Origin of the sequence: Allobosea sp. 2RAB26, assembly GCF_052115465.1 — a bacterium.
Taxonomy (GTDB): domain Bacteria; phylum Pseudomonadota; class Alphaproteobacteria; order Rhizobiales; family Beijerinckiaceae; genus Allobosea.
The window spans coordinates 24,195-46,779 of record NZ_JBFRGS010000023.1 but is presented as its reverse complement, the minus strand read 5'-3'; the positions used below and the strand labels follow the sequence as shown (position 1 = coordinate 46,779).

The following is a 22,585-nucleotide window of genomic DNA, read 5'->3' as shown; positions in this document are numbered from 1 at the left end:
TTTCCGATGATGATGTCGAAAAACCAGGACGCGATTGGCTTCAGGCTCTGACTTACTCTCCTACAATCTGCATTTCGTTTCCGGCCGGTCGAGCCCGAGCGTATCCAGCGTCGAGAACTGGTGCAGAAAGCCCGGCTGCGGCGAAACCGAGACCGGGAGCTTCGGCGTCGCGATCAGGATCGGTTCGCGCAACTGGCCGTTCCAGTCCCTGAATGTCAGTTTCTGGCCCTTGAAGCCTGCCACGTCGAACTCTGCGGAGCGCAGATAGGCCGCGATCTCGGCAAACGCGGTCGAGCGACGGCGCGCTGCCGCCTCGCCGATGCTGCGGATCGCGAGCCAGGCATCATAGTCGAGCGGGCGCATCGTCCGGTTCGCCGATCGCCTGAAGCGGTTCTGGAACTGGGTCGCTCCCCATTGTTCGAGCGCGGGATGCCAGCTTGTCGCCGTCAGCCCCTGTGTCCCCACCACCGGTCGCGCCTCCCAGGTCCGAAATGGGAAGTACTCGCCGAACAGCCCGGCCTCGTCGGCCACGACCACGACGTCATGGGCCGCCGCATTCTGCGTGAAGACCGGGATCTGCAGCTGAATCTGTTCGTGACCGCCATCGGCGCGCCGCGAGCCGCCTTCGTCGGAGAAAACCCGCTCCTCGACAATGCGGCCGCCGAAGCGCTTTGCCGCGCGTCGCACCGCCCCGGCGAAGGCCTCGTCCTCTGGCCGCGTTCCGAGAACCAGGAACCAGCGCCGCCACTGTTTCCAGACGAGATACTGCGCCAGCGCATCGGCGAGCATCGCGCGTGACGGGGCGGTATGCAGGACATTGGCGCGGCAATCCTCCTCGCGCAGGTTTTCGTCCGGCGCGCCGGCGTTGAACAGCAGCACATCCTTTCCCTTCAGCGCGTCGGCGAGCCTGAGAACGGTCTGGGCGCGCACGTCGAGCACCAGAAAATGTTGCCCCGCGGCGACGCGGCTTTCGGCTTCGACGAGCAGTTCTTCGGCCTTGGCGCTCTCGATGATGTCCAGGCGAAACTCCTGGCCGAGAAAACGCCCCGTATTGGTGTTGTCTGCAATGGCGAGCCGCGCGCCGGCGATACCGTCGTCGGGCGGCGGAATGTCGAGCAGCGACAGCGGGAGAGCGCGCTCCTGGATCTCCCGGACGAGCAGGATGCCGATCGTCCTGGCCTCCGTCGGGGGCGCTGATTGCGCAAGCGCCTTGATCGGCCCGCCGGCGAGCAGCATCACGCCGAAGACCAGAAAGATGGCCGCAAGGCGCAGCATCCCGGCCTTCAGGCGAAGGTCATGGCGATGGGCCTCGCAATCCTCCATGCGCGGCACTCCCCGATGGGCGAAGGCCAGCTACAGCTGTGCGCGTCGCCCACGCCCTCCAAAGCTGCGCCCAGCCGCAATCGACGTCAACCGGGGCACGGCTCGGCAAGCCGATGCCCGGCCGTTCCACAAGGATGTGGAGTGCCGACCTGCGCCTGAGCCACTGCATGGGGTCGGAGCGCGCGCTGAGCGGACATTCGAAAGCGACTCCGTAAACGCTCGCGGGATTCACGCAGTGTGCTTTTCGCTCCAAGCCGAAAGAGCGGGCCGTAAATCCGAGCCCACGTTGGCTGCGGGATACCTATCGCAAGGGTCGTCGCGAGGTTCCTCTGCGCCGGCGACAGTATTCGATTCGATCCTAGGGCGATCGTAATGAGGATTCTCTCAGGAAACGCGGCGCGAATCCGATAGGCCATTCTTGCCGCGGACGGTGAAGGCAGCAACGCCAGGTCCATGTCGTCAAACTGGTGATTGTGAAGCCGAATTTGGGCATGTGGGATAAGTAAATATGTCACACCCATCGCTGCTTTGCGGTGGGAAGCAAGTTGCGCATTGAGCGGGATCAGTCTTCGACGGATGCTGGGTGTGGAATTCGCAGCATGAATCGCAAGAAAAGGGGATTGCGATGACACTCAACCACGCGAGGGCATGCGGCTTCACCTTGTCGATGGTGCTCGGGCTCGGCAGCGTCGTGGCGCAGGCCGCCGATCTGCCGCCCCCGACTACGCCCGTGCCGCCCGTGATGACTTCGGCATGGACCTACCGATTCACGCCCTATGGCTGGCTCATTTCGCTCAACGGAAACCAGACCGTGAAGGGGCGAACCGCGAAGGTCGATGCCAGTTTCATCGATATCGTCGATGCCACACTCGGAGATGGGGGCACGCTGTTTGCCCTGATGGCGGATATCGAGGCCCGCAACGGCCGGTTCTCCCTCCTCGGCAATTTCGCCGGGCTCAAGGTCAGCATCGATCGCGGTAACGTCAGGACGCGGAGCGTTACGCCGGATATCTCGGGCGCGATCGGCGCGTCCGGCGATGCCAAGACCTCGATGGCCATCCTTGAAGCCGGGGCCGCTTACGAGTTCGCGCGCTACGGATCAGTCGGCTTCGACGTCCTGGCGGGCGCGCGCTACTGGTATCAGCGCGCCGATATCTCCTTCGATGCGGGCGCGACCGTCGATGTCGGCGATCTCAGCTTCGGGCGCAATGTCGCGATCGCCCGTTCCGGCTCGGTGGATTGGGTTGACGGTTTTGCCGGCGCGCGCATGCGGATCGGCGTCGCGCCGGGCCACGAAATCTTCCTGCGTGGCGACCTTGGTGGTGGCGGCAGCAAATTCTCGTGGCAGGGCATTGCAGGTTACAGCTTCGATTTCGCGGAGAAGAACGGCATCACCTATTCGGGCATCCTCGGTTATCGGGCGCTCTACGCCGACTATGCCCAGGGAGAGGGACGTCGGCGTTATGCTTTCGATATGTTGATGCATGGCCCGGTCGTCGGGCTCAGCCTGCGGTTCTGAAGCAAGGCCAGGATACCGGTTCCTGGCGGCGGGCCGACGTTGTCGAGGTGACAACGCGCGGCAGGGACGCCGACCGGGAGCAATTTCCTGACAAGAGAGGCCTGCGCGCACACGCAATCGGAAGGGGAGATGCGGATGAGGACCGAGCTTTCTCTCTTCGTGGGCACCTTCACGACCTTGCTTGCCATCATCAATCCGTTCGAGGTCCTGCCGGTCTACCTCAAGCTGTTGTCCGGCAAGGATAACGCAACGCACCGCACGGTCGCCCTGAAAGCCTCGGTCTACGCGCTGCTGCTTTGCTTCTTCTTCTTCATTTTCGGAACGCTCCTGCTCCGGATTTTCGGCGTTCCGCTCAGCATGGTGCGGGTCGTCGGCGGCATCATCCTGATGAAGATCGGCTTCGAGCTGTTCATGCCGAAGAAATCTGGCGACGATCTGGGTCTCTCGGGCGCCGATACCGGCGAAGCGAACATCGCTTTCGTGCCGCTGGCGATGCCGATCATGTTCGGTCCCGGCGGCATCGCCACGATCATCGGGATGACCGCGACGATCAAGGATTCATCCAAGGAAATCCTCTCCTTCATCGCTATTTCCGCGGCAATCCTGGCAACGATGTTCACCACCTATATCTGCCTGATCTATGCCGAGAAGCTCACGCAAAGAATCGGCCCGATGGGGATCGACGCCATCACCCGCATTGTCGGGTTCTTTGTCTCAGCGATCGGGGGCGGCCTGATTTTCGACGGCGTGGTCGAAGCCCTGGAAATGCATGGCATGACCACTTTGCACTGAGCGGCGTCTCCGTCCGCGAAGCGTGCCTGCGAAAAATGGACGGGCAAAATCTGTTATTGGGCAGGGCGGCTTTTGCCCGCGCTGCGAGGGCAGGCTCGGAACAGGCCGGGGCCGGCTTCAAGCGGGCGCCAGCTTCGGCAGGTGGCGGCGGACATGGGGCGGCGAGACCGGCGATGTCGGGCGCGGCGTTCAGCCGGCGCAGCCCTGGCTCGCGCCCCGCGCTTTCGAGCGGCCGTCTGATGGGCGTCTCAATCCTGCCGCGCATCGAGCGCGTCGCGTAGTCCATCTCCGATGAAGTTGAACGACGTCACGGCGAGCGTGATCGCGGCGCCGGGGATGATTGCCAGCCAGGGTGCGCTGGTCAGGTAGCTCTGCGCGCTTTCGAGCATGTTGCCCCAGCTCGGCGTCGGCGGCTGGATGCCGAAGCCGAGGAACGAGATGTAGCTCTCCGCCAGGATCGCATGCGCGACATTGAGCGTGGCTGCGACCACGATCGGCGCAACCGCATTGGGCAGCAGGACACGGAACATGGTGCGCTTGCTGCTGGCCCCGAAGGAGACTGAAGCCTGCACGAATTCCCTGGTCTTGAGCGAGCGGATCTGCGCCTCGACGACGCGGGCGACCTCCATCCAGGAGGTCATCGCGATCAGCAGCACGATCGAGGGCACAGAGGGCTGGATCAGCGCCGAGACCGCCAGCAGCAGGAAGATCGAGGGGAAGCACAGCATCGCATCGACGAAGCGCATCAGGGCGGCGCCCAGGGCCCCCTCGTAGAAGCCCGCGACCAGCCCGACCACGACGCCGATCGCCATCGCGATCGCCATGGCGGAGAAGCCGACGGCGAGCGAGATGCGGCCCGCCATCAGGAGCCGCGCGAGGATGTCGCGCCCGAGCGGGTCGGTGCCGAGCACATGCGGGCCCGAGAAGGGCGCCGCGAAGCGGGAGCGGATGTCGATGAAAGTGTCGGTATAGGGCAGCAGCCACGGCCCGACGATGCAGGCGAGCGTGAGCAGGGTGATGGTCGCAGCCCCGAATACCGCAAGCCTGTGGCGCCGGAAGCGCCGCATGCCCGGGCTGTTCCAGAAGCCCGGGGCGGGCGCAAGCATCGGTTCGGCCATGCTCATGAAGGGCGCCTCTCGCTCATCGGTGACATCCGGCTCATCAGTGGCTTCCGGCGATGCGCGGATCGGCGACGCCGTAGAGCAGGTCGGCGATCAGGCTGCCGAGCAGCACCAGCATGGCGGAGAACATCAGGATGCCCATCACCACGGGATAGTCGCGGTAGCTGATCGAATCGAGGAAGAGCCGGCCCATGCCCGGCCAGGTGAAGACGGTCTCAGTGACGAGTGCGCCCGACAGCAGCGTCGGCACATGCAGTCCGGTGATGGTGATCATCGGCAGCAGCGCGTTGCGCAGCACATGCCGCAGCAGGATGGTCCGCTCCGGCACGCCCTTGGCGCGGGCGGTGCGCACGTAATCCTGGTTGATCACGTCAAGCATCGAGGAGCGCATGTAGCGGCTCCAGACTGCGGTCGAGACCAGCGCCAGCACGATGCAGGGGCCGATCAGGTGATGCAGCTGGTTCAGGAAGGAGCCGTCGCCCACCGTGTAGCGGTTGCCGGCGGGCAGCCAGCCGAGGCCGACCGAGAAGACATAGATGATGACGAGCCCGAACCAGAAGGTCGGGATCGAGAGCGCGATCATCGCGCCGATCGTCGCCAGCGAGTCGAAGATCGAATAGCGCTTGATCGCGCCGAGGATGCCGACCCAGGCGCCGAGCAGCATGGCGAGCAGCGTCGAGGTCAGCATCAGCTCCAGCGTCGCCCCGATATGGGAGGCGATGACGTGCAGCACCGGCTGCTGGTCGCGATAGGAGCGGCCCCAGTCGCCGCTCAGCATGCGCCAGAGCCATTCCGCATATTGCACGGGGAGGGGTCGGTTCAGGCCGAGCTGTTCCGCGATGCGGTCGAGATCGGCCTGGGTCATGTCGCCACCGGCGGCGAATTGCGAGAGCGGCCCGCCTGGCGCCAGGTGCAGGATGGCGAAGCCGATCACCGAGACGATGAGCAGCAACAGCAGCGACTGGCCGAGGCGGCGCAGGAGGAATCCGATCATGGCGCCGTTCTCCCGGCCGCTCCGCGCTTCATGTCACTTCGCCCGTTCAATCACTTCACCCGGTGCCAATCACTTCGCTCGGTGCCAATCACTTGGCCCAGTACCAGCTGCCCATGTTCCAGGCGTTCTGGCGCTGGTTGATATTGGGGCGATAGCCGATCAGGCCTTCCTTCACGCCCTCGATCGGCGCGTATTGGAAGATCGGCAGGATCGGCAGCTCCTCGCGGACGATCTCCTGCAGCCTGAAATAGATCGCCTTGCGCTTCTCCTGATCGAAGGTTTCCTGGCCTTCCTTCATCAGCGCATCGGCCTCGGCATTTTCCCACTGCATGTAGTTGCCGCCGCTGCCACCCTTCACCGGAATCGCATCGGAGGCGAAGCGCGAGGCCGGGTCGGGGTCGACGCCGGTGCGGAAGGTCGTACCGACCAGCAGCGACTCGAATTTGGAGCGTACGTAGAACTCGCCCCAGATCACCGCTGCCGGCATGTTGTTGATCGTCATCTTCGCGCCGACCTGCTGCCAATCCTGCTGGATCAGCTGCTGGCATTGCTCGCGCAGCTGGTTGCCGGTCGTCGTCGAGACCGCGAATTCGAGCGGCACGCCGTTCTTCATTCGCGTGCCCGAGCCGGAACGTTTCCAGCCGGCATCGTCGAGCAGCTTGTTGGCCCGGGCAAGATCGCGCTGTTGGACGGGGAGGGCGGGGTTGAACGCCCAGGATTCGCGCGGCGCGAAGGATTCCGTCGGCTTCGGCACGCCATAATAGATCGCGTCGATGATCGCCTGCTTGTCCATCGCCGCATAGAGCGCGTGCCGCACGGCCTTCTCGGCGAAAACCTTGTTGCCGAGATTCGGCATGATGATCTCGAGATTGCCGCTCGGCGCGACCGCGACCTTGCGGCCGGGAAGCTTGATCGCCTCCTGGTAGAAATTCGCGGGAATGCCCGAGATGATGACCAGGTCGACCTGGCCGGTGCGGAACTGGGCATAGAGCGCCGTCAGATCCGGGATGTATTTGAGAACTGCCTTCTCGAGATAGGGGCCGTCGCCGTGATAGCTCTCATTGGCGACGAGCGTGATGTTGTCGCCGGGCTGCCGCGTGCTCCAGCGGAACGGGCCGGTGCCGACGGGAGCATTGTTGAACGGCGCCGTATTCGGGTCCGCGGCCTTGCCCAGGATGTGCTTGGGCACGATATGCGTGTTCGCCAGCATCGCGAGATAGGGGGCGTAGGCCTTCTCCATCCGCCACGAGATCTCGTGCGGGCCCTTGACCACGATATCCCTGACGAAGGCATGGCCGACGCGCGTGCGCGCCTTGAAGCCGGCGGTGTTGATCAGTTCCAGCGAGTATTTGACGTCCTCGGCAGTGAAGGCCGTGCCGTCATGCCATTTCACGTTGTCGCGGAGCTTCACGGTCCAGGCGAGGCCGCCTTCCGAGATGCCGCCATTCGCCTCGCTCGGCACCGCGAGAGCGAGATCCGGGCGCAGCGTGCCATCGGGCTCGGCGACCCAGAGCGAGTTGAAGACGCTGGTCCAGACGACTTCGTCGACCTCGACGCCCGGCATCAGCGGGTTGAAGGAAACCGGTTCCTGCGAGAGCCCGACCACGACGACGCCGGTCGGCTTGGCAGGCGGCGGGGCAGTGGGCTTAGTCGCAGTCTGAGCCTGTGCGGCAAAGCCGTAGGTCGCGGCAAGTGCGCCGGCGCCGAGGCCGAAGAGATCGCGCCGGTTCAGGTTCCAGTTCGAAAACCGCCGTGGATCGTGACTGTCTCGCATCGTGCTTCCCCTCTCCCAAGGCAACCGCTTTCAGCGAATGCGCTGAAAGGCATCATCATAATAATGAACACAAGCGGCGACCCATTTTCACAATGGGCGTCATTCGGCTAAAAATCTTCATCATATGATATCGTGCGTCAAGGTCTGAGGGCGCTCCGGTCTGTAGAATTTGGCCGTTATTACAAGCAATGCGTTGTATTTAAAGGGTAATTTTATAAATCATCGGAATTTCATCAAAATAGTTGCGCGGGCATTTTCATCATCATATCGTTTGCGGGCCTTCAATTGCTTCCCTGGGACCCCATGCCGGATACAGTGCTGCCCGCCGAGAACACCGACGTCGACAGCGACGAGCAGCTCGAGGCCATGAGGATCGGGCAGCGGCTGCGAGCCCTGCGGGCCGAGCGTGGACTGACGATCCTGGAGTTGGCGGCGAAGGCGGGCGTTTCCTCCGGCAGCATCAGCCAGATCGAACGCGGCGCCTCCAACCCGTCGGTCAGCACGCTGCAGAAGCTGCGCGCCGCGCTTGGCGTCACGCTCTGGTCGTTCCTGGAAAGCGACGCGGCCGAACCGGCCCGCGAGTCGCAATATGTCCGGCGCCAGGCCAATCGCCCGCGCATCGTCGTCGGCACCAATCAACTGACCAAGGAGTTGTTGTCGCCGCGCGACAACAACGAGCTGCGCTTCATGATCCTCACCGTACCGCCGGGCGCCGAGAGCGGCAGCTTCCTGAGCGGGCCCGGCGACAAGGGCGGCTATGTCCTCTCCGGTCGGGTCGAGCTCAGCATCGGCGACGAGGTCTTCGAAATCGGTGAGGGGGACAGCTTCCAGTTCCCCAGCACCATTCCGCATCAGGTCGTCAACCGCTCCGCGAGCGAGGCGAAGCTGATCTGGATCATCAATATCCGGGAATCGCACCTGTAGGGCGATCGTATCAGGCGGGGCCGGCAAGGCCGCCTTCGCCTGCCATTCCAGCAGACCCAGAGGAAACATGATCACGCGTCACGAAGTCACCGGCCGTCTCAGCAAGGTGCTGGTCGCCAATGGATTTGCTTTCCTGTCGGGCCTCACCGCCAAGGACCGCAGCGGCGGCGTCAAGGAGCAGACCGCCGATATCCTCGCCCAGATCGACGCCTATCTGGCGATGGCCGGCACGGACAAGACCCGCATCGTCGTCGGCAATATCTGGCTGAAGGACATCAGCACCTTCAGCGAGATGAACGCGGCCTGGGAAGCCTGGGTCGACCCGAAGCAGCCGCCGGCACGGGCGACCGTCGAGTCGCGCCTGGCTGCGGACGACATTCTCGTCGAGATCCAGGTCCAGGCCCTCGTCTGAGCCTCAACGTCCGCCGCGGGTGATCGCGGCGGACTTTTTCGCGTGTCCCCAAATCCTCGCGTCCTCCAGCGCAAGCGGTCCGCCATGCCTCAGTCATCTGCCCTTCCGAGCGTCGTCCCCGGCGACCCGTCCTGGTGGTTCATCGAGGCCATCAGCGCTGAAGCAGGCCGGCCGGATTCAGCGCCGCTGTCGGGCAGCATCACGGTCGATGTGGCGATCATCGGTGGCGGCTTCACCGGGCTGTGGACGGCGCTGGCCTTGAAGGAGCGGGCGCCGCAGCTCTCGGTCGCCCTGATCGAGGCCTCGCGCTGCGGCTCGGGGGCAAGCGGCAAGAACGGCGGCAAGGTTTCGGGCTATTGGGGCTCGCTTGCCGGGATGGAAGCAAATATCGGCTCAGACGGCGCGCTGGCGGTCGCCCGCGCCGGAGCCCGCGCCCAGGACGCGATCCGCACCTTCGCGACGGCTCCCGGTCGCGATGTCTGGTGGCGCGACGGCGCCAGCATCCGCGTCTCGGCCTCGCCGGCGCAGGATGCCAAGATCAAGGGGTATGTCGAGACCGCGCGCCGTCTTGGCGTGCCGGATATGGCCCATGAGCTCTCGCCCGACGAGGTGGCAGCCTATTGCCGCTCGCCGGTCTTCCGCGGCGGCGTCTACCTGGCCGAGGGCGCCACCGTTCAGCCTGCCAGATTGGCGCGCGAACTGCGGCGGGCCGTGATCGATGCCGGCGTTTCCGTCTTCGAGAACACCCCGATGGTCGCGCTCGATGCCGGCACGCCGAGCCGCGTGCGAACCCCGGATGGCGAAATCATCGCCCGGGAGGTCGTGCTCGCCACCAATACCGAGCTGGCGAAGCGGCCGGAGGTGAAGCCGCATGTCAGCGTGTTCTCCTCCTTTGCGCTGATGACCGATCCGGCGCCCGAGAAGCTCGCCGCAATGGGCTGGACCCGCGATGAAGGGCTCGCGGATCTCCGGATGTTCGTCCACTATTTCCGCAAGACGGTCGACGGGCGCATCCTGATGGGCTCGGGCTCCGGCCCGATCAGCTTCGGCGGCAATGCCCGCGATCCGCGCCTGACCACCGACCTCGCCTCGGCCGCCCGGGCCGAGAAGGGGCTTCGCAGGCTGCTGCCGGGCTTCGCGAATGTGGGCATCGCCAAGATCTGGGGCGGCGGCATCGACGTCTCCTCCGACCGGCTGCCATTCTTCCGCACCGTGCCGGGCACGCGCGTCCATTATGGCTGCGGCTATTCCGGCCATGGCGTGAACCCGACCTATATCGGCGGGCAATGCCTGGCCTCGCTGGTCCTCAATGCCAGGGACGACTGGGCGAGCCTGCCGCTGTGCACCCGCAGCCTTCCCTCGCTTCCGCCCGAGCCGTTCCGCGCCGTCGGCGGCCGGCTGGTGCGATGGGGCATCATTGGATGCGAGGAGGCCGAGGAAAGGGGCGAGCGTGCCGGCCCCGCGATGAGCGCCGCAGCGGCGATCCCGAAACTCTTCGGCCTGCGCATCGGAACGCGCTGAGAACCGCGCTCCGATGACCTAACCCTTTGTGCCCGCATCGGCTTTTGGGGGCGATGCTTTAGCCCAGCTGGACCTTGGCGACCTTGTCCCGGTAGTCGTCCTTGGGGTCGACGCCGAGCAGCATCTTGATGCCGGCAACCAGGTTGTTGGCGTTCTCCCAGATCTCGGCGCTGCTCGGGTCGAAGCGCAGCAGGGCGAGATTGGGGTCATCCTTGCCGCCTTCGAACCAGGCCGCGATGAAGCTGTTCCAGAGCCGGTCGATGACCTGGCGGTCCATGTCGATCATGAGATCGCCCTCGACCGAGACGAACAGGTCATGGCCCTTCGAGACCAGGCTGAAGGCCGCGGGCTTGCTGCCCGACAGCGCCTTGACCAGCTCGGTGTCGCGGGAGGCGAAGAACCAGATCGGCCCATGATCGGCCTCGAGCTGCGCCGTCATCGGGCGGGTATGGCCCTGCTCGGAACCGGCCAGGCCGAGCATGACGGTCATGTCGGACTTCAGGGCCTTCCAGAATTTCGCTTCCAGTTCGCTTGGCGTCGGCATGGCATTACTCCTGCTTCCCTTGCGTTGAACGGCCGCGTGATGGCCATGTTCGGGGTGGTCCCCGCTGGCGGCGGATACGCGGAAAAACCCCGCGGCGAGGCCGCGGGGTTTCCGGTTCCGCCCTCAGACGACTGGCGGACGATAGGCGGTGCCGTTCTCGTCGAAACGACTCCAGCCGGCGGCGCGGTATTCGGCCTCGCGGGTGGAGCGATCGATCGGCGTCGCTCCGTCCATAATCGCGACGACGGTGGCTTCGTGCTCGGGCTCGGCCCTGACCGCAATCACCGTGCCGCCGCGGCGCACCGTCTCGGCATGGTATTCGGCCTCGTCCTTGTCGACGCCGGCGCTGGTAAAGGACCCGACGATCCCGCCGGCCGCCGCGCCGGCGACCGCCCCGGCCGCGGTTGAGGCGAGCCAGCCGGCTGCCACCACCGGGCCAATGCCCGGGATGGCGAGCATGCCGAGGCCGGCGAGCAGACCGGCCGCGCCGCCGACGCCGGCGCCGATCCCGGCGCCCTCGGCTGCATTGCTCTCCTCGGGTTTGCTGTGTCGGCCGACGAGGCTGACATCGCGGCTGGGAACGCCTGCGGCCTCGAGCTGCTCGACGACCGAGAGAGCGGTTTCATAGCTGTCATAGGAACGGGTGATGGTGCGGGTCATGTTCAACTCTCTTGCTTTGAGAAAGCGGGAGGCGCGATCTGGCGCCGGGCGAGCCGGCGGCGAGTGATCTGCGCTCAGTGATCTGGCGCTCAGTGGCGGACGATGTTGCCGCGATAGTCGACGGAGACGTCGACCTTGGCGCCGGCATTCATGGCCGTGCCCTTCCAGACGCCGTTTGCGTCCTTCTTCAGGCCTGTCACGTTCGAATAGCCATTGGCTTCAAGGCGGCTCTTGGCCTGGCCTTCGGTGAAGCTGTTTGCGCCCGGCAACGGGGCGTTTTTGTCCGCCTCTGCCTTTGGTGCCGGCATTGGCGACGTCGTCGAGGTCTGCGCAAGCGCTCCGAAAGCAGTCGTCGAGGCGATCAAAGAGGCGATGAGAAGCTTTTTCATGGTAATTCTCCGCAGGTTCGCGATTGTACGTCCTGATGTCGTATCAACCGGCACCCCCGGCAGAGAGTTCCGCAAATAAATACTTCTGATGGGTGGAACACATGGCTGCGTCGCCGGTTTCGCCAGCGCTATCCTGAAATCGCTGGAGGACACCCGATGGCCACAACACCGAAGCCACTCGATGAGCTGTTTCACGACATGCTCAAGGACGTCTATTACGCGGAAAAGCAGATCCTGAAGGCGTTGCCGAAGATGGCCAAGGTCGCCACTTCGCCCGAGCTGAAGAAGGCGTTCGAGACGCACAGGGCCGAGACGGAAGGCCAGGTTGAACGCCTGAGCGAGGTCTTCGATCTGATCGGCAAGGCGCCGCGCGCCAAGACCTGCGATGCCATCCTCGGCATTCTCGAGGAGGGCAAAGCCGTGATGGAGGACTATGCTGACAGCCCGGCTCTGGATGCGGGTCTCGTCGCCTCCGCGCAGGCAGTCGAGCATTACGAGATGGCGCGCTACGGCACTCTGAAGGCATGGGCGCAGCAGCTCGGCCACAAGGATGCCGTCAAGCTGCTCGACGCGACCCTTGCCGAGGAGACCAGGACCGACAAGGCCCTGACGCAGCTTGGCGGGCCCGCCAATTCCGCAGCGGTTGCCAAGGCGGCCTGAGCGAACGGCCGATCCGGCCCCGGCGGCCAAGGCTGCCGGGGCCGTTTCTTTGGCTCGATCTCGCGCAGGGGGCGCCCGGTGCCCTTGTGCTTCGGCCAACTCCATCCATATACCATCCCTATGGATGGTATATGGATGACCAGATGAAAATGCCCGATAGCGAAAAGCTCACGCTCAATCTCGGCTTCGTCGATCTCGGGCGCATCGACCTGCTCGTCAGGGACGGGTTCTATTCGAACCGCTCGGACTTCATTCGCACCGCGGTGCGCAACCAGCTCGCGACCCATGCCGATGTCGCCGCGCAGGCGACGACGCGGCTTTCTCTCGAGCTTGGCCTGCGCGTCTTCACGAGGCGCGATCTCGAAGCGGCCAAGGCCGCCGGCGAACGCCTGGAGATCCGCGTGCTCGGCCTCGCCGTCATCGAGCCGGATGTCTCGCCGGACCTCGCGCGGGAGACGATTGCCTCCCTGACCGTGCTCGGCGCGCTCCATGCCGCCCCTGAAATCAAGGCCGCCCTGGCCGACCGACTGGCATGAAAAGGCACAGCGACATGAACATCCGCATCCGCTCCGCTGTGGGCGAAGCCATGACACGTCTGAGAGGCGCCGATGTTGCAGGCGCGACTGCGGCCATTCAGCAGGCGCTCGCCGGGCGGCCTGTTCAGCCCCCCCAAGAACCCGGCGGCGACGAGACGGGGAGGGCCGGGTCGATCGTCCCGCGCTGCCTCGGTGACGTCCTGCAATCGCTTCGGACTGTACAGGCGCGCGTCGCCGATCAGCCCGGCACGGCGCGTCGCCAGCCTGGCCCCGCAGAGGAGGACGGGCGCTTTCGTTCCCGCAGCTTTCGCAGCGCCGCCGGAGCTCTGGCCTACAAGCTCTACGTGCCGGCGGATCATGCCGGGCGCGAACTCGCGCTCGTCGTGATGCTGCATGGCTGCACGCAGGATCCCGATGATTTTGCGCGGGGAACCCGGATGAACCGGCTCGCCGACGAATTCGGCATCATCGTCGCCTATCCCCACCAACCGCGTTCGGCCAATGCCCAGGGCTGCTGGAACTGGTTCGATCCGCGTCATCAGCGGCGGGGGGCGGGAGAGCCCGCGGCTCTCGCGGGCCTGGCCCAGGAACTCGCTGCCGAGTTTGGCATCGATCGCGCCCGCGTCTTTGTCGCCGGCCTGTCTGCGGGCGGCGCGATGGCCGATGTGCTGTCCTCGACCTATCCCGATATCTTTGCCGCCGCCGGCATCCATTCCGGCCTTCCCCATGGCGCCGCAAGCGACGTCATGTCGGCCTTTGCGGCGATGAAGGGCAATGCGAAGCCGATATCCCGGGGGACGGGAAGCGGCGCCCGGCAGATCATCTTCCACGGTACGGCCGATGCCACCGTTCACCCCTCGAATGGCGAGACGCTGTTTGCTCGGGCTAGCGCCCGCAATGGCGCGCTGGGGGAGTTGACGACCGATGTCGTCGTCAACGGCCGGCATGTCACCCGCACGCTGGTCGGACCCACCCATGGTCCGGCCACCACGGAATACTGGCTGGTCCAGGGAGCCGGTCATGCGTGGTCGGGCGGGGATGGGGCGGGAAGCTTCACCGATGTGTCGGGCCCGGATGCCTCGCGCGAGATGATCCGGTTCTTCCTGGAGACCTGACGGGATCGTCTCTCCTCGCATGCTGGGGGGCGGGAAAAGGAGCCTGATGTCAAAGTCGCTGGGGTAACGATCGTGCTTGCTACTGGCCCAAGGGACAGGTCGACAATCCTCGGCACGCGCCCTTAGTTTGGCACGGCCAAGCCAAGTCCAAGCCTGCCCTACCATCTCTGGATGAGGAGTCTGCGCTTTGCGACGCTTTTCCTTGTTATCATTGATGGGGGTGATCGCCTGTGCTGCGCCAGCTTTGGCGCACACGGAGGCGGATGCCTTGGGTGGATTCACCGGAGGCTTCCATCACCCCCTGACCGGGCTCGACCACGTCGCAACGATGCTCGCGGTTGGTCTTTGGGGCGCTTACCTCAGTGGTCGGGCCATCTGGGTCCTGCCGATCGTCTTTCCCCTCGTCATGGTTCTGGGGGGGGGGATCGCTGTCCTTGGCCTTCCTCTGCCTGGTTTCGAAAGCGGAATAGCAGCATCTGCGCTTGTGCTTGGCCTGATGGTCGCCTTCGCCGTGCGCGCGCCGCTCTGGATCGCCGCCGGTCTCGTCGGGGCGTTCGCCGTCTTCCATGGCTATGCGCATGGTCGTGAGGTGCCGGACGCCGCGGAGGCGGTAACGTTCTTCGTCGGCTTCGTTGTCGCGACAGGCCTGCTTCATCTCGCTGGCATCGGGATGGGCCTGCTGACGCGCTGGAACTGGGGCTCGGTCCCCGTCTGCGCCGCAGGCGCCGCCATCGCGTGCACCGGGATCGCCTTTCTGACCGGCACGGTGTGACGCTCATCGAGGCGCGGTGGCACCCAGCCGGATCACTCAAGCCAGTCCTCAGGAGCGCTCGCATGAAAAAGGCAAACTACGCGTCGCTGCTCGCCGTTGGATCATGTCTGGCAGTATCGGCAAGCGCACAGCAGGCTGCTCCGCCTGCGACGAGCCCGTCCGTCGTTTATCTCAACCAAGCTTGGTCGCAGGAAGATCGCGAGTGGTATTATAATTTCTCGCAGGGTTCCGCGATTATTACGTACGATCTTTATCTGAACCTGGAAGTCGCCAACAGCCAGGATTTGTTTCGATCCGACGCGAACAACAAGGCCCACGGACTTACCCCCCAATCCGCGAGCGCCAATAACAGGGATAGCTTGCCGATCGGCGTCACCAAGACCGCTGTTTCTGAAACCGTAAAGGGTTGGCCGGCTGGTGATTATGCTGGTCTGACCTGCGCCGCCTGCCATCAGGGGCAGCTGAACTACAAGGACAAGGCCATTCGCATTGATGGCGGCATCGCGACCGCGTTCGATATACAGAGGATGATTCAGAGCCTGAACGATGCGGTGCAGGCGACTTTGACCGATGCGGCGAAATTCGACCGTTTGGCGGGGCGGCTCGGAGCCACTGCCCCTGACGGGAAGGACAAGCTGCGCAAACGGGTTGAGAGCGAAGCGGAGCGGGTGAATCAGTATGCCACCCGAACGTCCCGCACTTCGCACCCATGGGGTCCCGGCCGCATGGACGCGCTCTCGCTGATCATCAATCGCACGACCGCGACACTACCGGGAATCCCCGAGAACTGGGCGATGGCAATTGCACCGGTCAAACCGCCGTTCCTATGGAACGCTCCGCAGGGATTATGGACACAGTGGGGCGCGTTCGCCCAGAATCCGATCGGTCGCAATTTTGGAGAAACGCTGGGCGTCTACCTGCCGGTTGACCTGAGCTCCAAATCTCCCGCCGAAGGACTGTTTCAGTCCAACGCAGCCATCCTCGATCTTGGGCGGGTCGAGAAGCAACTGGAACGACTGGCGCCGCCAAGTTGGCCGGAAGAGGTGTTCGGCAGGATCGACCGTGACAAAGCGAAGGTGGGCAAGGGCTTGTTCGTGGAGCTTTGCGCGAGCTGCCATAATGCCTGGCCTTATCGCTGGACCGAACCGAACAAACACGGGAAGCAATTCGTCCTCGTTGGACTGACTCCACAGACATATGTAGGCACCGACAGGGCCCAGATCGAGGCGCCGAAGCCACTGGCGTTTACCGGCGAATTGAGCAAATTCCTGCCCCCCGAATTCCGCGGCCAACCATTCTTGCCGCCGATGCTGTTGAACGCACTGATTGGTGACGAGGTGCGCGGCCTGGCGATTGCAAAGCTCAAGCTCACCGAAGCCCAGCTATTGGACCTGCGCGGTTATCGCGAGCTTCCTACGCCACGCCCGGCGGAACATGTCTACAAGGCTGCTCCGCGGGACGGGGTCTGGGCTACACCGCCATTCCTGCACAACGGGTCGGTGCCCAACCTCTACGAGATGCTGATACCGGCGGCAGAACGCACCAAGAAATTCTACCTCGGCGGCGACTTCGATCCCGTCAAGGTGGGCCTCGATACCACCGCGACGTCCGGGACCTTCCTCGTGGATACGTCACTGTTGGGGAATTCGAACGCTGGTCACTCGTTCCAGAACGGGCCGCGCGGAAACGGCATCATCGGCCCCTTGCTGGCGGAACAGGAGCGCTGGGCGCTTGTCGAGTACCTGAAATCCATTCCGGAGGAGCCCGGCCGCGTGACGCCGTTCGGAGGCCCAGCGCAAGCCAGCCTTCCCCCGAGGCCGTGACCTTCGGGGCGCGTGGGGAATCGTCCGGCATCAGGCCGGGCGGTCGCGAGGTTTTGACAGCGTAAACGGGAGCCGGGCGATGTCCGATCATATCGATGGGCCGAGGCAGATCGGCGACCCCTCGGCCGATCTCACTGACCTGTTCGCGTTCACGAGCCCCGAAAACCCGGCTCGTACGGTGCTGGCCGCCAATGCCTTTCCGACCTGTGGTGCGGACGCGATCTTCTCCAATGCTGTCGGCTTCGCAATCGTGGTTCGTCGCGCGAAGGTAGCCGGGGTTGGCGAGGCAACGAAATTCGAGACGAGCGACCCGGAGATCCGGTTCTCCTGTCGGTTCGACGCGCTGGAACATGGCGCGGCCGGACAGCCTCCGATCCAGCGTGGCACCTGCACCCTGCCTGATGGTCAGACGCTTCGTTTCGTCGTCAACGACGAGCGCGGTGCGTCCACGCCCGATGGCGTCTTCAGGGTCTATGCGGGGGTGCGGTCTGATCCATTCATCCTCGCGTGGCTGCTCGGGGGCGATGGCATGAGGAAGTTCGAGAACCTCCTGTACAACGACAACGTGCTCTGCATCGCTATCGAATTTGATACGCAACGTGTGCTCGATCCCGACAGGGGGTCTCTTTTTGGAGTGATCGCCGAGACGGTGCCGTTGCCCCATGCCGGCGCTCTTGTTGGGCACGAACCGCCACGCCTCGATTGGGTCGGCCGTCCCGAACAGACCAATGTCCGGCTCAACAATGGTGGGCTGGCCGGCGTGGACGATCTGCGCGATCTCTGGAACCAGCAGACACCGTTTGCGATCGACGAAACGCTCAAGCCCCTGTTCCTTCAGCGCTTGAAGGACAGCCTGGCCAACTGGGATATGCGCGACGGCAGGCAGGATTGGACCCCGGCCGCGCTGGCATCCAACGCCAGCATGTTTCTCGACGACTTCATGCTGTTCGACGTGGCGAAGCCGATCACCGATACGAGCCATTTCGAAATCGAAAGAAGCACACTGAACGGAAAACCCTATCAGACCGGCGGCGGACGCACCGTCGATGCCGATGTCATCGATGTGCTTCTGACCTGGCTGGTGAATCGCGACCGCACCCCCCTCCAGGGCGGTACGACCAAGGCAACGAAGCCCGGCACCAGGAATTTCCCCTACTTCGCCACACCCAACACCGACTTGCAGACCATCATGGAAACCGTCGAGCTCAGTGCTCCACCCGACCGGGTCTGGGACTTGATCGGACCATTCGGCGGCACCTGGCACCCGCTGATCGCCCAGATCGTGCTGACGGGCACGGGTGTTGGCCAATTGCGCACGATCCAGACGACGGAAGGCAAGCAGATCATCGAACGTCTCGACGCAAGCGACAGCACGGCCAGATTCTACCGCTATACGATTATCGCAGGGCTGCCGGTGGCGAATTACACGGGAATGCTCTCGGTCAAGCCGAGTGGCTCAGGCAGCACCGTCGAGTGGCGCGCACAATTCGTTCCGAACGGCCAAGGCACGATTATCGTCAAGACGATTGTGTCGACGCTGTTCAAGACCGGGCTCGATAGCCTCAAGTCGCGCTTTTGAGGACAGGGGTATGATTGCGCAAGCAGAGTCCGACAACGTGGTCTTTCAGACCACCGACGGCGAGATCGCCGCGATTAATCTCAATAGCGCGCGCCTGCGTTCCTGGACGCGTTTCGAACAGGATCCGCAACGAACGGGCGTCTCCGAAACCGTGCTCGAACACGAGCAATTGAAGGCGCAGTACCTGGGCGACATGTCGGCATTCGACCGCATGGAAACGCTGGCCGAGCAGCTCGCCTGGCTGGACCCGTCATCGCCACGGACCGCACTGGTCCAGGCCCAGGTTGCGTCGGCCCTGCATCGCTTTACCGAGGCGCGGCGCCATGCGGAGCTCGCCAGCCTCGGCGACGCCTTAGCGGCGGACAATCTGCTGCTGACGATTGATCAGGCCTGCGGCACCGGGCTGGACGCGGTGCTGGAGAAGCGGCGCCGCATCGCGGAGCAATCCGGGCTCTTGCCGGATCAGGTGGCGCTCGGCGCCCTGCTGGCCGATCTCGGCGACTTTGCCGGCGCCGACCAGATCTATCGGCAAGCGCTCCGCGACTACCGCGAGGTTTCGCCATTCCCCGTGGCCTGGGCCTGCTTCCAGCTCGGCGTGCTCTGGGGCGAGCTCGTGCCGGAACCCGATTTGGCCCGCGCCGAGCGCTGGTACCGAAAGGCAGTCGCCTGCTTGCCCTCCTATGTGAAGGCCCGCGTGCATCTGGCCGAAATCCAGACCGGTGACGGCCGGACGCGGGAAGCGGAAGCCACTCTTGTTCCCGCTATTGCAAGCGGCGATCCCGAGGTGCTTTGGCGGCTCGCCGATACGCTCGTGGCTTCCAATGGCCGTTGCAGCGAGGCCGACGCGCATCTGGACGCCGCACGATCGGGCTTCGAGGCGCTCCTCACGAAGCATCTGCTGGCATTTGCCGATCACGGCGCGGAGTTCTACGCCGGCAGCGGCAACGACGCGAGGAGAGCTTTCGATCTGTCGCGGCTCAATCTCGAAAACCGACCGACGCTGCGCGCCTTCGAGCAGGCTCATGAGACCGCCATTGGCGCTGGCGAAACCGAGGCCGCCGCCGCGATCGCCGCGTCGGCGCGTGGGCGTTGGGCCACCACGGCCGCATTCCGACTGTCGTCGCTCGCACAACACGGTGCTGCCGAAACCGATGGAGCCGTCGCATGATGATCGACCGTCGCAGGTTCGTAGTGGGCGCAGGCCTGGCTGCCGTCACGCCCGCCATCGCCTTGTCCCTGCCGCAGCCTTCTCGGGCGCGGGCAACTGTAATTGCGCCTGTCCTGATGGTCGCAGGCTGGAGCAATCCCGACGACAGCGACCCGGAGAGTCAGGTCTGGCTGCGCGTCGGTCATGGATGGCGAACGGCCTGGCGATGATGAGACGAGGGCTCTGACGACGACACGGAAAGCTATGTGCGGAGAATCACCTTGGCCGACACGATCAAGCTATCCGTCAATGGCGAGGCGCGTGTCCTAAGTATTGACGATCCCAATATGCCGTTGCTCTACGCGTTGCGCGAGCAGCTTGGCCTGCATGGCTTGCACTACGGCTGCGGGCTCGGTCAGTGCGGAGCTTGTACCGTGCACTATTACGGGGAGGCGTTGCGTAGCTGCCTCATGCCGGTTTCGGCGGTCGCCGGGGCCGAGATCGTGACCCTGGAAGGCCTGGGGACGGCGGAAAAGCCGCATCCGGTGCAGCAGGCCTTCATCGACGAACAGGCTGCCCAGTGTGGCTACTGCATCAACGGCATGATCATGCAGGCGGCCGCGTTTCTTTCGACCACGAAGCGGCCGACGGAGGAACAGGCCCGACTGGCACTGGCGAGCAATCTCTGCAAATGCGGCACACATGTCCGGATCCTGCGCGCCGTGATGCGCGCCGCCGAGCAGATGTCATGAGGGCGGGGGGGCAGATCTCCGGGGCGCCACTCTCTCGTCGTGCAGTCTTGACCTATGGCGGAGCGCTCGTCGTAACGTTCGAAGCCCTGCGATCACCGTCATGGGCGCAGGCCCCACCCCCGACGAATGTCGGCGTCGCAGACGAAGTCGGCGGTTTCATTGCAATCGATACTGACGGGCGCGTCACGATCAAATCCGGGAAGGTCGAGCTCGGCACCGGTGCGATCACCGCCATCGCCCAGATCGCGGCCGAGGAGCTGTCCATCCCGATGGGCCGGGTAACGATGATCCAGGGTGATACCGAACTCACGCCCAACCAGGGGCCCACCTATGCCAGCCTGACCATTCAGGACGGTGGCATGCAGATTCGCCGTGCTGCGGCCACCGCACGCGCCGCATTGCTCGATCAGGCTGCAGTTCGCCTCGAGGTCGCCAAGGACATGCTTGAGGTGCGTGACGGCGTGATCACGCCCCGGCAAGGCGGCGAGAGCCTTTCCTATGCGCAGTTGGTCGGCGAACGAAGACTGAAGATCAAGGTCGATCCCGCTGCGGCGCTGAAGGACCCGAAAGATTACACGATCGTCGGCACGCCCGTGCCTCGCCTTGATATTCCCGCGAAAGTCCTTGGCAGGTTTACCTTCATCCAGGATTTCACGTTGCCTGGCATGCTGCACGCGCGGATGGTTCATCCAGCGGCGCTCGGCGCCAAGCTCGAAGCCTGGAACGATGCCGCCTGCCGCAAGATCCCCGGCTATGTGCGGACGGTCCGCAAGGGCGACTTTCTGGCCGTAGTCGCCGGCAATGAATGGGCGGCCATCCGGGCATCGACCGCGATCGTCGCGACCTGGTCGGCCTGGGCGGGCCTGCCCGACGAGGCCAGGCTGTTCGAATATGTTCGCAGCTCGAAAGTCGTCCGCAACGAGGTGCTGCAGGCCACCGGCGATACGACCGGCGACGAGAGGGCGAGCGGTAGAATAATCGAAGCGACCTACGACCTGGCCCTCAATACGCATGGCTCGATCGGCCCGTCCTGCGCGGTGGCCGACTTCAAGGATGGTGTTCTCACGGTCTGGACACCATCACAGGCGAGCCACCTCCTGCGGTCGCAACTGGCCACCATGCTGGGACTGTCGCAGGAGCGCGTGCGCTGCATCTTTGTCGAAGGCGCAGGATGCTATGGCCGCAACGGAGCCGATGATTGCTCGTCCGAAGCCGCGTTGCTTGCAAAGCTGCTCGGCCGGCCGGTCCGGCTGCAATGGATGCGAAGCGACGAACATGGCTGGGATCCGAAGGGGCCGCCGGTCCTGCTCGATTACCGCGCCAGTCTTGATGACCAGGGTCGAATTGCCACCTGGCAATCGGACATCTTCCTCAGCGAACGACCGATGCAGCGCTCCGGAGCGACGCTCCTGGCGGCCACTCTCGCGAAGCTGCCGAAATTCGGGTCGGGAGCCGGGGTGTATAATCCGGGCCTCGGCATCCCCTATGCCTTGGCCAACAGCAAGCTGACCGCGCATTGGCTCGCCGACACGCCACTCCCGGCGGCATGGATTCGCGCGCCTGCCCGCATGCAGAACACGTTTGGCAATGAGAGCTTTCTCGACGAGATCGCGGCCGCAACGGCTGTCGATCCGTTCGATATCCGCACCCGGAATCTCAAGGACCCGCGCGGGCTCGAGCTGCTCGAGAGCCTGCGGAACCTCGCGCAGTGGGAGCCCCGCGGCTCGCGGCCGCGCGATGGCGGCATGCTGGTGCGGGGGCGGGGCGTGTCCTACGCCAAATACGAGCTGGTCCGGACCTATGTCGGGATCGTCGCCGATGTGACGGTCGATTGGTCGGACGGCCGGATCAAGGTCGATCGCGTCTTCGTCGTTCACGACTGCGGCCAGATCATCAACCCGGACGGGCTGCGCAATCAGATCGAAGGCAACGTCGTCCAGACGATCAGCCGGACGCTGGTCGAGCAACTCACCTTCAGCCGCAGTGCGGTCACGAGCCTCAACTGGGGTAGCTACCCCATCCTGACCTTTCCGAACGTCCCTCAGGTCATGATCGACCTGATCGACCGGCCAAACGAAGCGCCATGGGGAGCGGGCGAGCCGACTACTTCCGTCGTGCCCTCGGCCATAGCGAATGCGGTCTTCGACGCGACCGGCGTGCGCTTGCGATCGGTGCCGTTCAGAGCGGCCAAAGTTCTGGCGGCGATGCGCCTGGCGAAAGCGAGATAG

The 22,585-nt window shown here is 64.5% G+C and carries 21 protein-coding genes; 14 read left to right on the top strand and 7 right to left on the bottom strand.

What is annotated here, in order from left to right; translation table 11 throughout:
- Nucleotides 1-60: 60 nt before the first annotated feature.
- A complete protein-coding gene (locus AB4118_RS29700; RefSeq protein ID WP_441493138.1) occupies nucleotides 61-1,323 on the bottom strand; it encodes an ABC transporter substrate-binding protein in 1,263 nt (420 codons plus the stop codon).
- Nucleotides 1,324-1,948: 625 nt separating this feature from the next.
- On the opposite strand from AB4118_RS29700, the gene AB4118_RS29695 reads away from it, so the two are divergent.
- Both AB4118_RS29695 and AB4118_RS29690 read left to right on the top strand, forming a co-directional pair.
- Nucleotides 1,949-2,842, top strand: a complete 894-nt coding sequence (locus AB4118_RS29695) for a hypothetical protein (RefSeq protein WP_441493137.1) — start codon at nucleotides 1,949-1,951, stop codon at nucleotides 2,840-2,842.
- Nucleotides 2,843-2,977: 135 nt separating this feature from the next.
- Nucleotides 2,978-3,634 carry a MarC family protein gene (locus AB4118_RS29690; RefSeq protein ID WP_441493136.1) on the top strand — a complete coding sequence of 219 codons (657 nt, stop codon included), beginning with the start codon at nucleotides 2,978-2,980 and terminating at the stop codon, nucleotides 3,632-3,634.
- Nucleotides 3,635-3,882: 248 nt separating this feature from the next.
- Here the strand turns inward: AB4118_RS29690 and AB4118_RS29685 are convergent, their stop codons facing one another.
- The 3 genes from AB4118_RS29685 to AB4118_RS29675 all read right to left on the bottom strand — a co-directional run bounded on the left by AB4118_RS29685 (nucleotide 3,883) and on the right by AB4118_RS29675 (nucleotide 7,523).
- Entirely contained in the window at nucleotides 3,883-4,758 is an 876-nt protein-coding gene (locus AB4118_RS29685) for an ABC transporter permease (RefSeq protein ID WP_441493135.1), read from the bottom strand.
- 37 nt (nucleotides 4,759-4,795) lie between these two features.
- Nucleotides 4,796-5,749 carry an ABC transporter permease gene (locus AB4118_RS29680; RefSeq protein WP_441493134.1) on the bottom strand — a complete coding sequence of 318 codons (954 nt, stop codon included), beginning with the start codon at nucleotides 5,747-5,749 and terminating at the stop codon, nucleotides 4,796-4,798.
- 88 nt (nucleotides 5,750-5,837) lie between these two features.
- A complete protein-coding gene (locus AB4118_RS29675; protein WP_441493133.1) occupies nucleotides 5,838-7,523 on the bottom strand; it encodes a peptide ABC transporter substrate-binding protein in 1,686 nt (561 codons plus the stop codon).
- 303 nt (nucleotides 7,524-7,826) lie between these two features.
- Here AB4118_RS29675 and AB4118_RS29670 point away from each other — a divergent pair, with 303 nt between their 5' ends.
- The 3 genes from AB4118_RS29670 to AB4118_RS29660 all read left to right on the top strand — a co-directional run bounded on the left by AB4118_RS29670 (nucleotide 7,827) and on the right by AB4118_RS29660 (nucleotide 10,380).
- The gene (locus AB4118_RS29670) at nucleotides 7,827-8,447 is read left to right on the top strand and encodes a helix-turn-helix domain-containing protein (RefSeq protein WP_441493132.1); all 621 of its coding nucleotides are present in this window, start codon (nucleotides 7,827-7,829) and stop codon (nucleotides 8,445-8,447) included.
- Between the two features lie 67 nt (nucleotides 8,448-8,514).
- Complete coding sequence (locus tag AB4118_RS29665) at nucleotides 8,515-8,859, top strand: RidA family protein (RefSeq protein ID WP_069881941.1); 345 nt, start codon at nucleotides 8,515-8,517, stop codon at nucleotides 8,857-8,859.
- Between the two features lie 84 nt (nucleotides 8,860-8,943).
- Nucleotides 8,944-10,380, top strand: a complete 1,437-nt coding sequence (locus tag AB4118_RS29660) for an NAD(P)/FAD-dependent oxidoreductase (RefSeq protein ID WP_441493131.1) — start codon at nucleotides 8,944-8,946, stop codon at nucleotides 10,378-10,380.
- 58 nt (nucleotides 10,381-10,438) lie between these two features.
- Here AB4118_RS29660 and AB4118_RS29655 read toward each other — a convergent pair whose 3' ends face one another.
- The 3 genes from AB4118_RS29655 to AB4118_RS29645 all read right to left on the bottom strand — a co-directional run bounded on the left by AB4118_RS29655 (nucleotide 10,439) and on the right by AB4118_RS29645 (nucleotide 11,973).
- On the bottom strand, nucleotides 10,439-10,924 hold the full coding sequence (locus tag AB4118_RS29655; RefSeq protein WP_441493130.1) for a pyridoxamine 5'-phosphate oxidase family protein: 486 nt from the start codon (nucleotides 10,922-10,924) through the stop codon (nucleotides 10,439-10,441).
- Nucleotides 10,925-11,047: 123 nt separating this feature from the next.
- On the bottom strand, nucleotides 11,048-11,584 hold the full coding sequence (locus tag AB4118_RS29650) for a hypothetical protein (RefSeq protein ID WP_441493129.1): 537 nt from the start codon (nucleotides 11,582-11,584) through the stop codon (nucleotides 11,048-11,050).
- Nucleotides 11,585-11,673: 89 nt separating this feature from the next.
- Nucleotides 11,674-11,973: a PepSY domain-containing protein gene (locus AB4118_RS29645; RefSeq protein ID WP_441493128.1), complete on the bottom strand. Its 300-nt coding sequence runs from the start codon at nucleotides 11,971-11,973 to the stop codon at nucleotides 11,674-11,676.
- A 156-nt stretch (nucleotides 11,974-12,129) separates the two neighbouring features.
- On the opposite strand from AB4118_RS29645, the gene AB4118_RS29640 reads away from it, so the two are divergent.
- The 9 genes from AB4118_RS29640 to AB4118_RS29600 all read left to right on the top strand — a co-directional run bounded on the left by AB4118_RS29640 (nucleotide 12,130) and on the right by AB4118_RS29600 (nucleotide 22,585).
- On the top strand, nucleotides 12,130-12,633 hold the full coding sequence (locus tag AB4118_RS29640) for a YciE/YciF ferroxidase family protein (RefSeq protein WP_441493127.1): 504 nt from the start codon (nucleotides 12,130-12,132) through the stop codon (nucleotides 12,631-12,633).
- A gap of 143 nt (nucleotides 12,634-12,776) precedes the next feature.
- Entirely contained in the window at nucleotides 12,777-13,169 is a 393-nt protein-coding gene (locus AB4118_RS29635; RefSeq protein ID WP_441493126.1) for a CopG family transcriptional regulator, read from the top strand.
- A gap of 14 nt (nucleotides 13,170-13,183) precedes the next feature.
- Complete coding sequence (locus AB4118_RS29630; RefSeq protein ID WP_441493125.1) at nucleotides 13,184-14,284, top strand: extracellular catalytic domain type 1 short-chain-length polyhydroxyalkanoate depolymerase; 1,101 nt, start codon at nucleotides 13,184-13,186, stop codon at nucleotides 14,282-14,284.
- Nucleotides 14,285-14,498: 214 nt separating this feature from the next.
- Nucleotides 14,499-15,056 (top strand): HupE/UreJ family protein, encoded by a 558-nt coding sequence (locus AB4118_RS29625; RefSeq protein ID WP_441493172.1) that lies wholly within the window; start codon nucleotides 14,499-14,501, stop codon nucleotides 15,054-15,056.
- A 62-nt stretch (nucleotides 15,057-15,118) separates the two neighbouring features.
- The gene (locus AB4118_RS29620) at nucleotides 15,119-16,879 is read left to right on the top strand and encodes a di-heme-cytochrome C peroxidase (protein ID WP_441493124.1); all 1,761 of its coding nucleotides are present in this window, start codon (nucleotides 15,119-15,121) and stop codon (nucleotides 16,877-16,879) included.
- A gap of 79 nt (nucleotides 16,880-16,958) precedes the next feature.
- Nucleotides 16,959-18,458 carry a DUF4331 family protein gene (locus AB4118_RS29615; protein ID WP_441493123.1) on the top strand — a complete coding sequence of 500 codons (1,500 nt, stop codon included), beginning with the start codon at nucleotides 16,959-16,961 and terminating at the stop codon, nucleotides 18,456-18,458.
- A gap of 10 nt (nucleotides 18,459-18,468) precedes the next feature.
- Complete coding sequence (locus tag AB4118_RS29610; RefSeq protein ID WP_441493122.1) at nucleotides 18,469-19,626, top strand: tetratricopeptide repeat protein; 1,158 nt, start codon at nucleotides 18,469-18,471, stop codon at nucleotides 19,624-19,626.
- 260 nt (nucleotides 19,627-19,886) lie between these two features.
- Entirely contained in the window at nucleotides 19,887-20,357 is a 471-nt protein-coding gene (locus tag AB4118_RS29605; protein WP_441493121.1) for a (2Fe-2S)-binding protein, read from the top strand.
- Nucleotides 20,354-22,585 (top strand): xanthine dehydrogenase family protein molybdopterin-binding subunit, encoded by a 2,232-nt coding sequence (locus AB4118_RS29600; RefSeq protein WP_441493120.1) that lies wholly within the window; start codon nucleotides 20,354-20,356, stop codon nucleotides 22,583-22,585. Before AB4118_RS29605 ends, AB4118_RS29600 begins: the two co-directional genes overlap by 4 nt.

Coding starts and splice junctions, on each gene's coding strand:
- AB4118_RS29665 (WP_069881941.1), top strand. CDS start 8,515: ATGATCACGCGTCACGAAGTCACCGGCCGTCTCAGCAAGGTGCTGGTC.
- AB4118_RS29655 (WP_441493130.1), bottom strand. CDS start 10,924: ATGCCGACGCCAAGCGAACTGGAAGCGAAATTCTGGAAGGCCCTGAAG.
- AB4118_RS29630 (WP_441493125.1), top strand. CDS start 13,184: ATGAACATCCGCATCCGCTCCGCTGTGGGCGAAGCCATGACACGTCTG.
- AB4118_RS29690 (WP_441493136.1), top strand. CDS start 2,978: ATGAGGACCGAGCTTTCTCTCTTCGTGGGCACCTTCACGACCTTGCTT.
- AB4118_RS29695 (WP_441493137.1), top strand. CDS start 1,949: ATGACACTCAACCACGCGAGGGCATGCGGCTTCACCTTGTCGATGGTG.
- AB4118_RS29670 (WP_441493132.1), top strand. CDS start 7,827: ATGCCGGATACAGTGCTGCCCGCCGAGAACACCGACGTCGACAGCGAC.
- AB4118_RS29625 (WP_441493172.1), top strand. CDS start 14,499: ATGGGGGTGATCGCCTGTGCTGCGCCAGCTTTGGCGCACACGGAGGCG.
- AB4118_RS29700 (WP_441493138.1), bottom strand. CDS start 1,323: ATGGAGGATTGCGAGGCCCATCGCCATGACCTTCGCCTGAAGGCCGGG.
- AB4118_RS29620 (WP_441493124.1), top strand. CDS start 15,119: ATGAAAAAGGCAAACTACGCGTCGCTGCTCGCCGTTGGATCATGTCTG.
- AB4118_RS29640 (WP_441493127.1), top strand. CDS start 12,130: ATGGCCACAACACCGAAGCCACTCGATGAGCTGTTTCACGACATGCTC.
- AB4118_RS29635 (WP_441493126.1), top strand. CDS start 12,777: ATGAAAATGCCCGATAGCGAAAAGCTCACGCTCAATCTCGGCTTCGTC.
- AB4118_RS29675 (WP_441493133.1), bottom strand. CDS start 7,523: ATGCGAGACAGTCACGATCCACGGCGGTTTTCGAACTGGAACCTGAAC.
- AB4118_RS29645 (WP_441493128.1), bottom strand. CDS start 11,973: ATGAAAAAGCTTCTCATCGCCTCTTTGATCGCCTCGACGACTGCTTTC.
- AB4118_RS29600 (WP_441493120.1), top strand. CDS start 20,354: ATGAGGGCGGGGGGGCAGATCTCCGGGGCGCCACTCTCTCGTCGTGCA.
- AB4118_RS29610 (WP_441493122.1), top strand. CDS start 18,469: ATGATTGCGCAAGCAGAGTCCGACAACGTGGTCTTTCAGACCACCGAC.
- AB4118_RS29685 (WP_441493135.1), bottom strand. CDS start 4,758: ATGAGCATGGCCGAACCGATGCTTGCGCCCGCCCCGGGCTTCTGGAAC.
- AB4118_RS29660 (WP_441493131.1), top strand. CDS start 8,944: ATGCCTCAGTCATCTGCCCTTCCGAGCGTCGTCCCCGGCGACCCGTCC.
- AB4118_RS29615 (WP_441493123.1), top strand. CDS start 16,959: ATGTCCGATCATATCGATGGGCCGAGGCAGATCGGCGACCCCTCGGCC.
- AB4118_RS29680 (WP_441493134.1), bottom strand. CDS start 5,749: ATGATCGGATTCCTCCTGCGCCGCCTCGGCCAGTCGCTGCTGTTGCTG.
- AB4118_RS29650 (WP_441493129.1), bottom strand. CDS start 11,584: ATGACCCGCACCATCACCCGTTCCTATGACAGCTATGAAACCGCTCTC.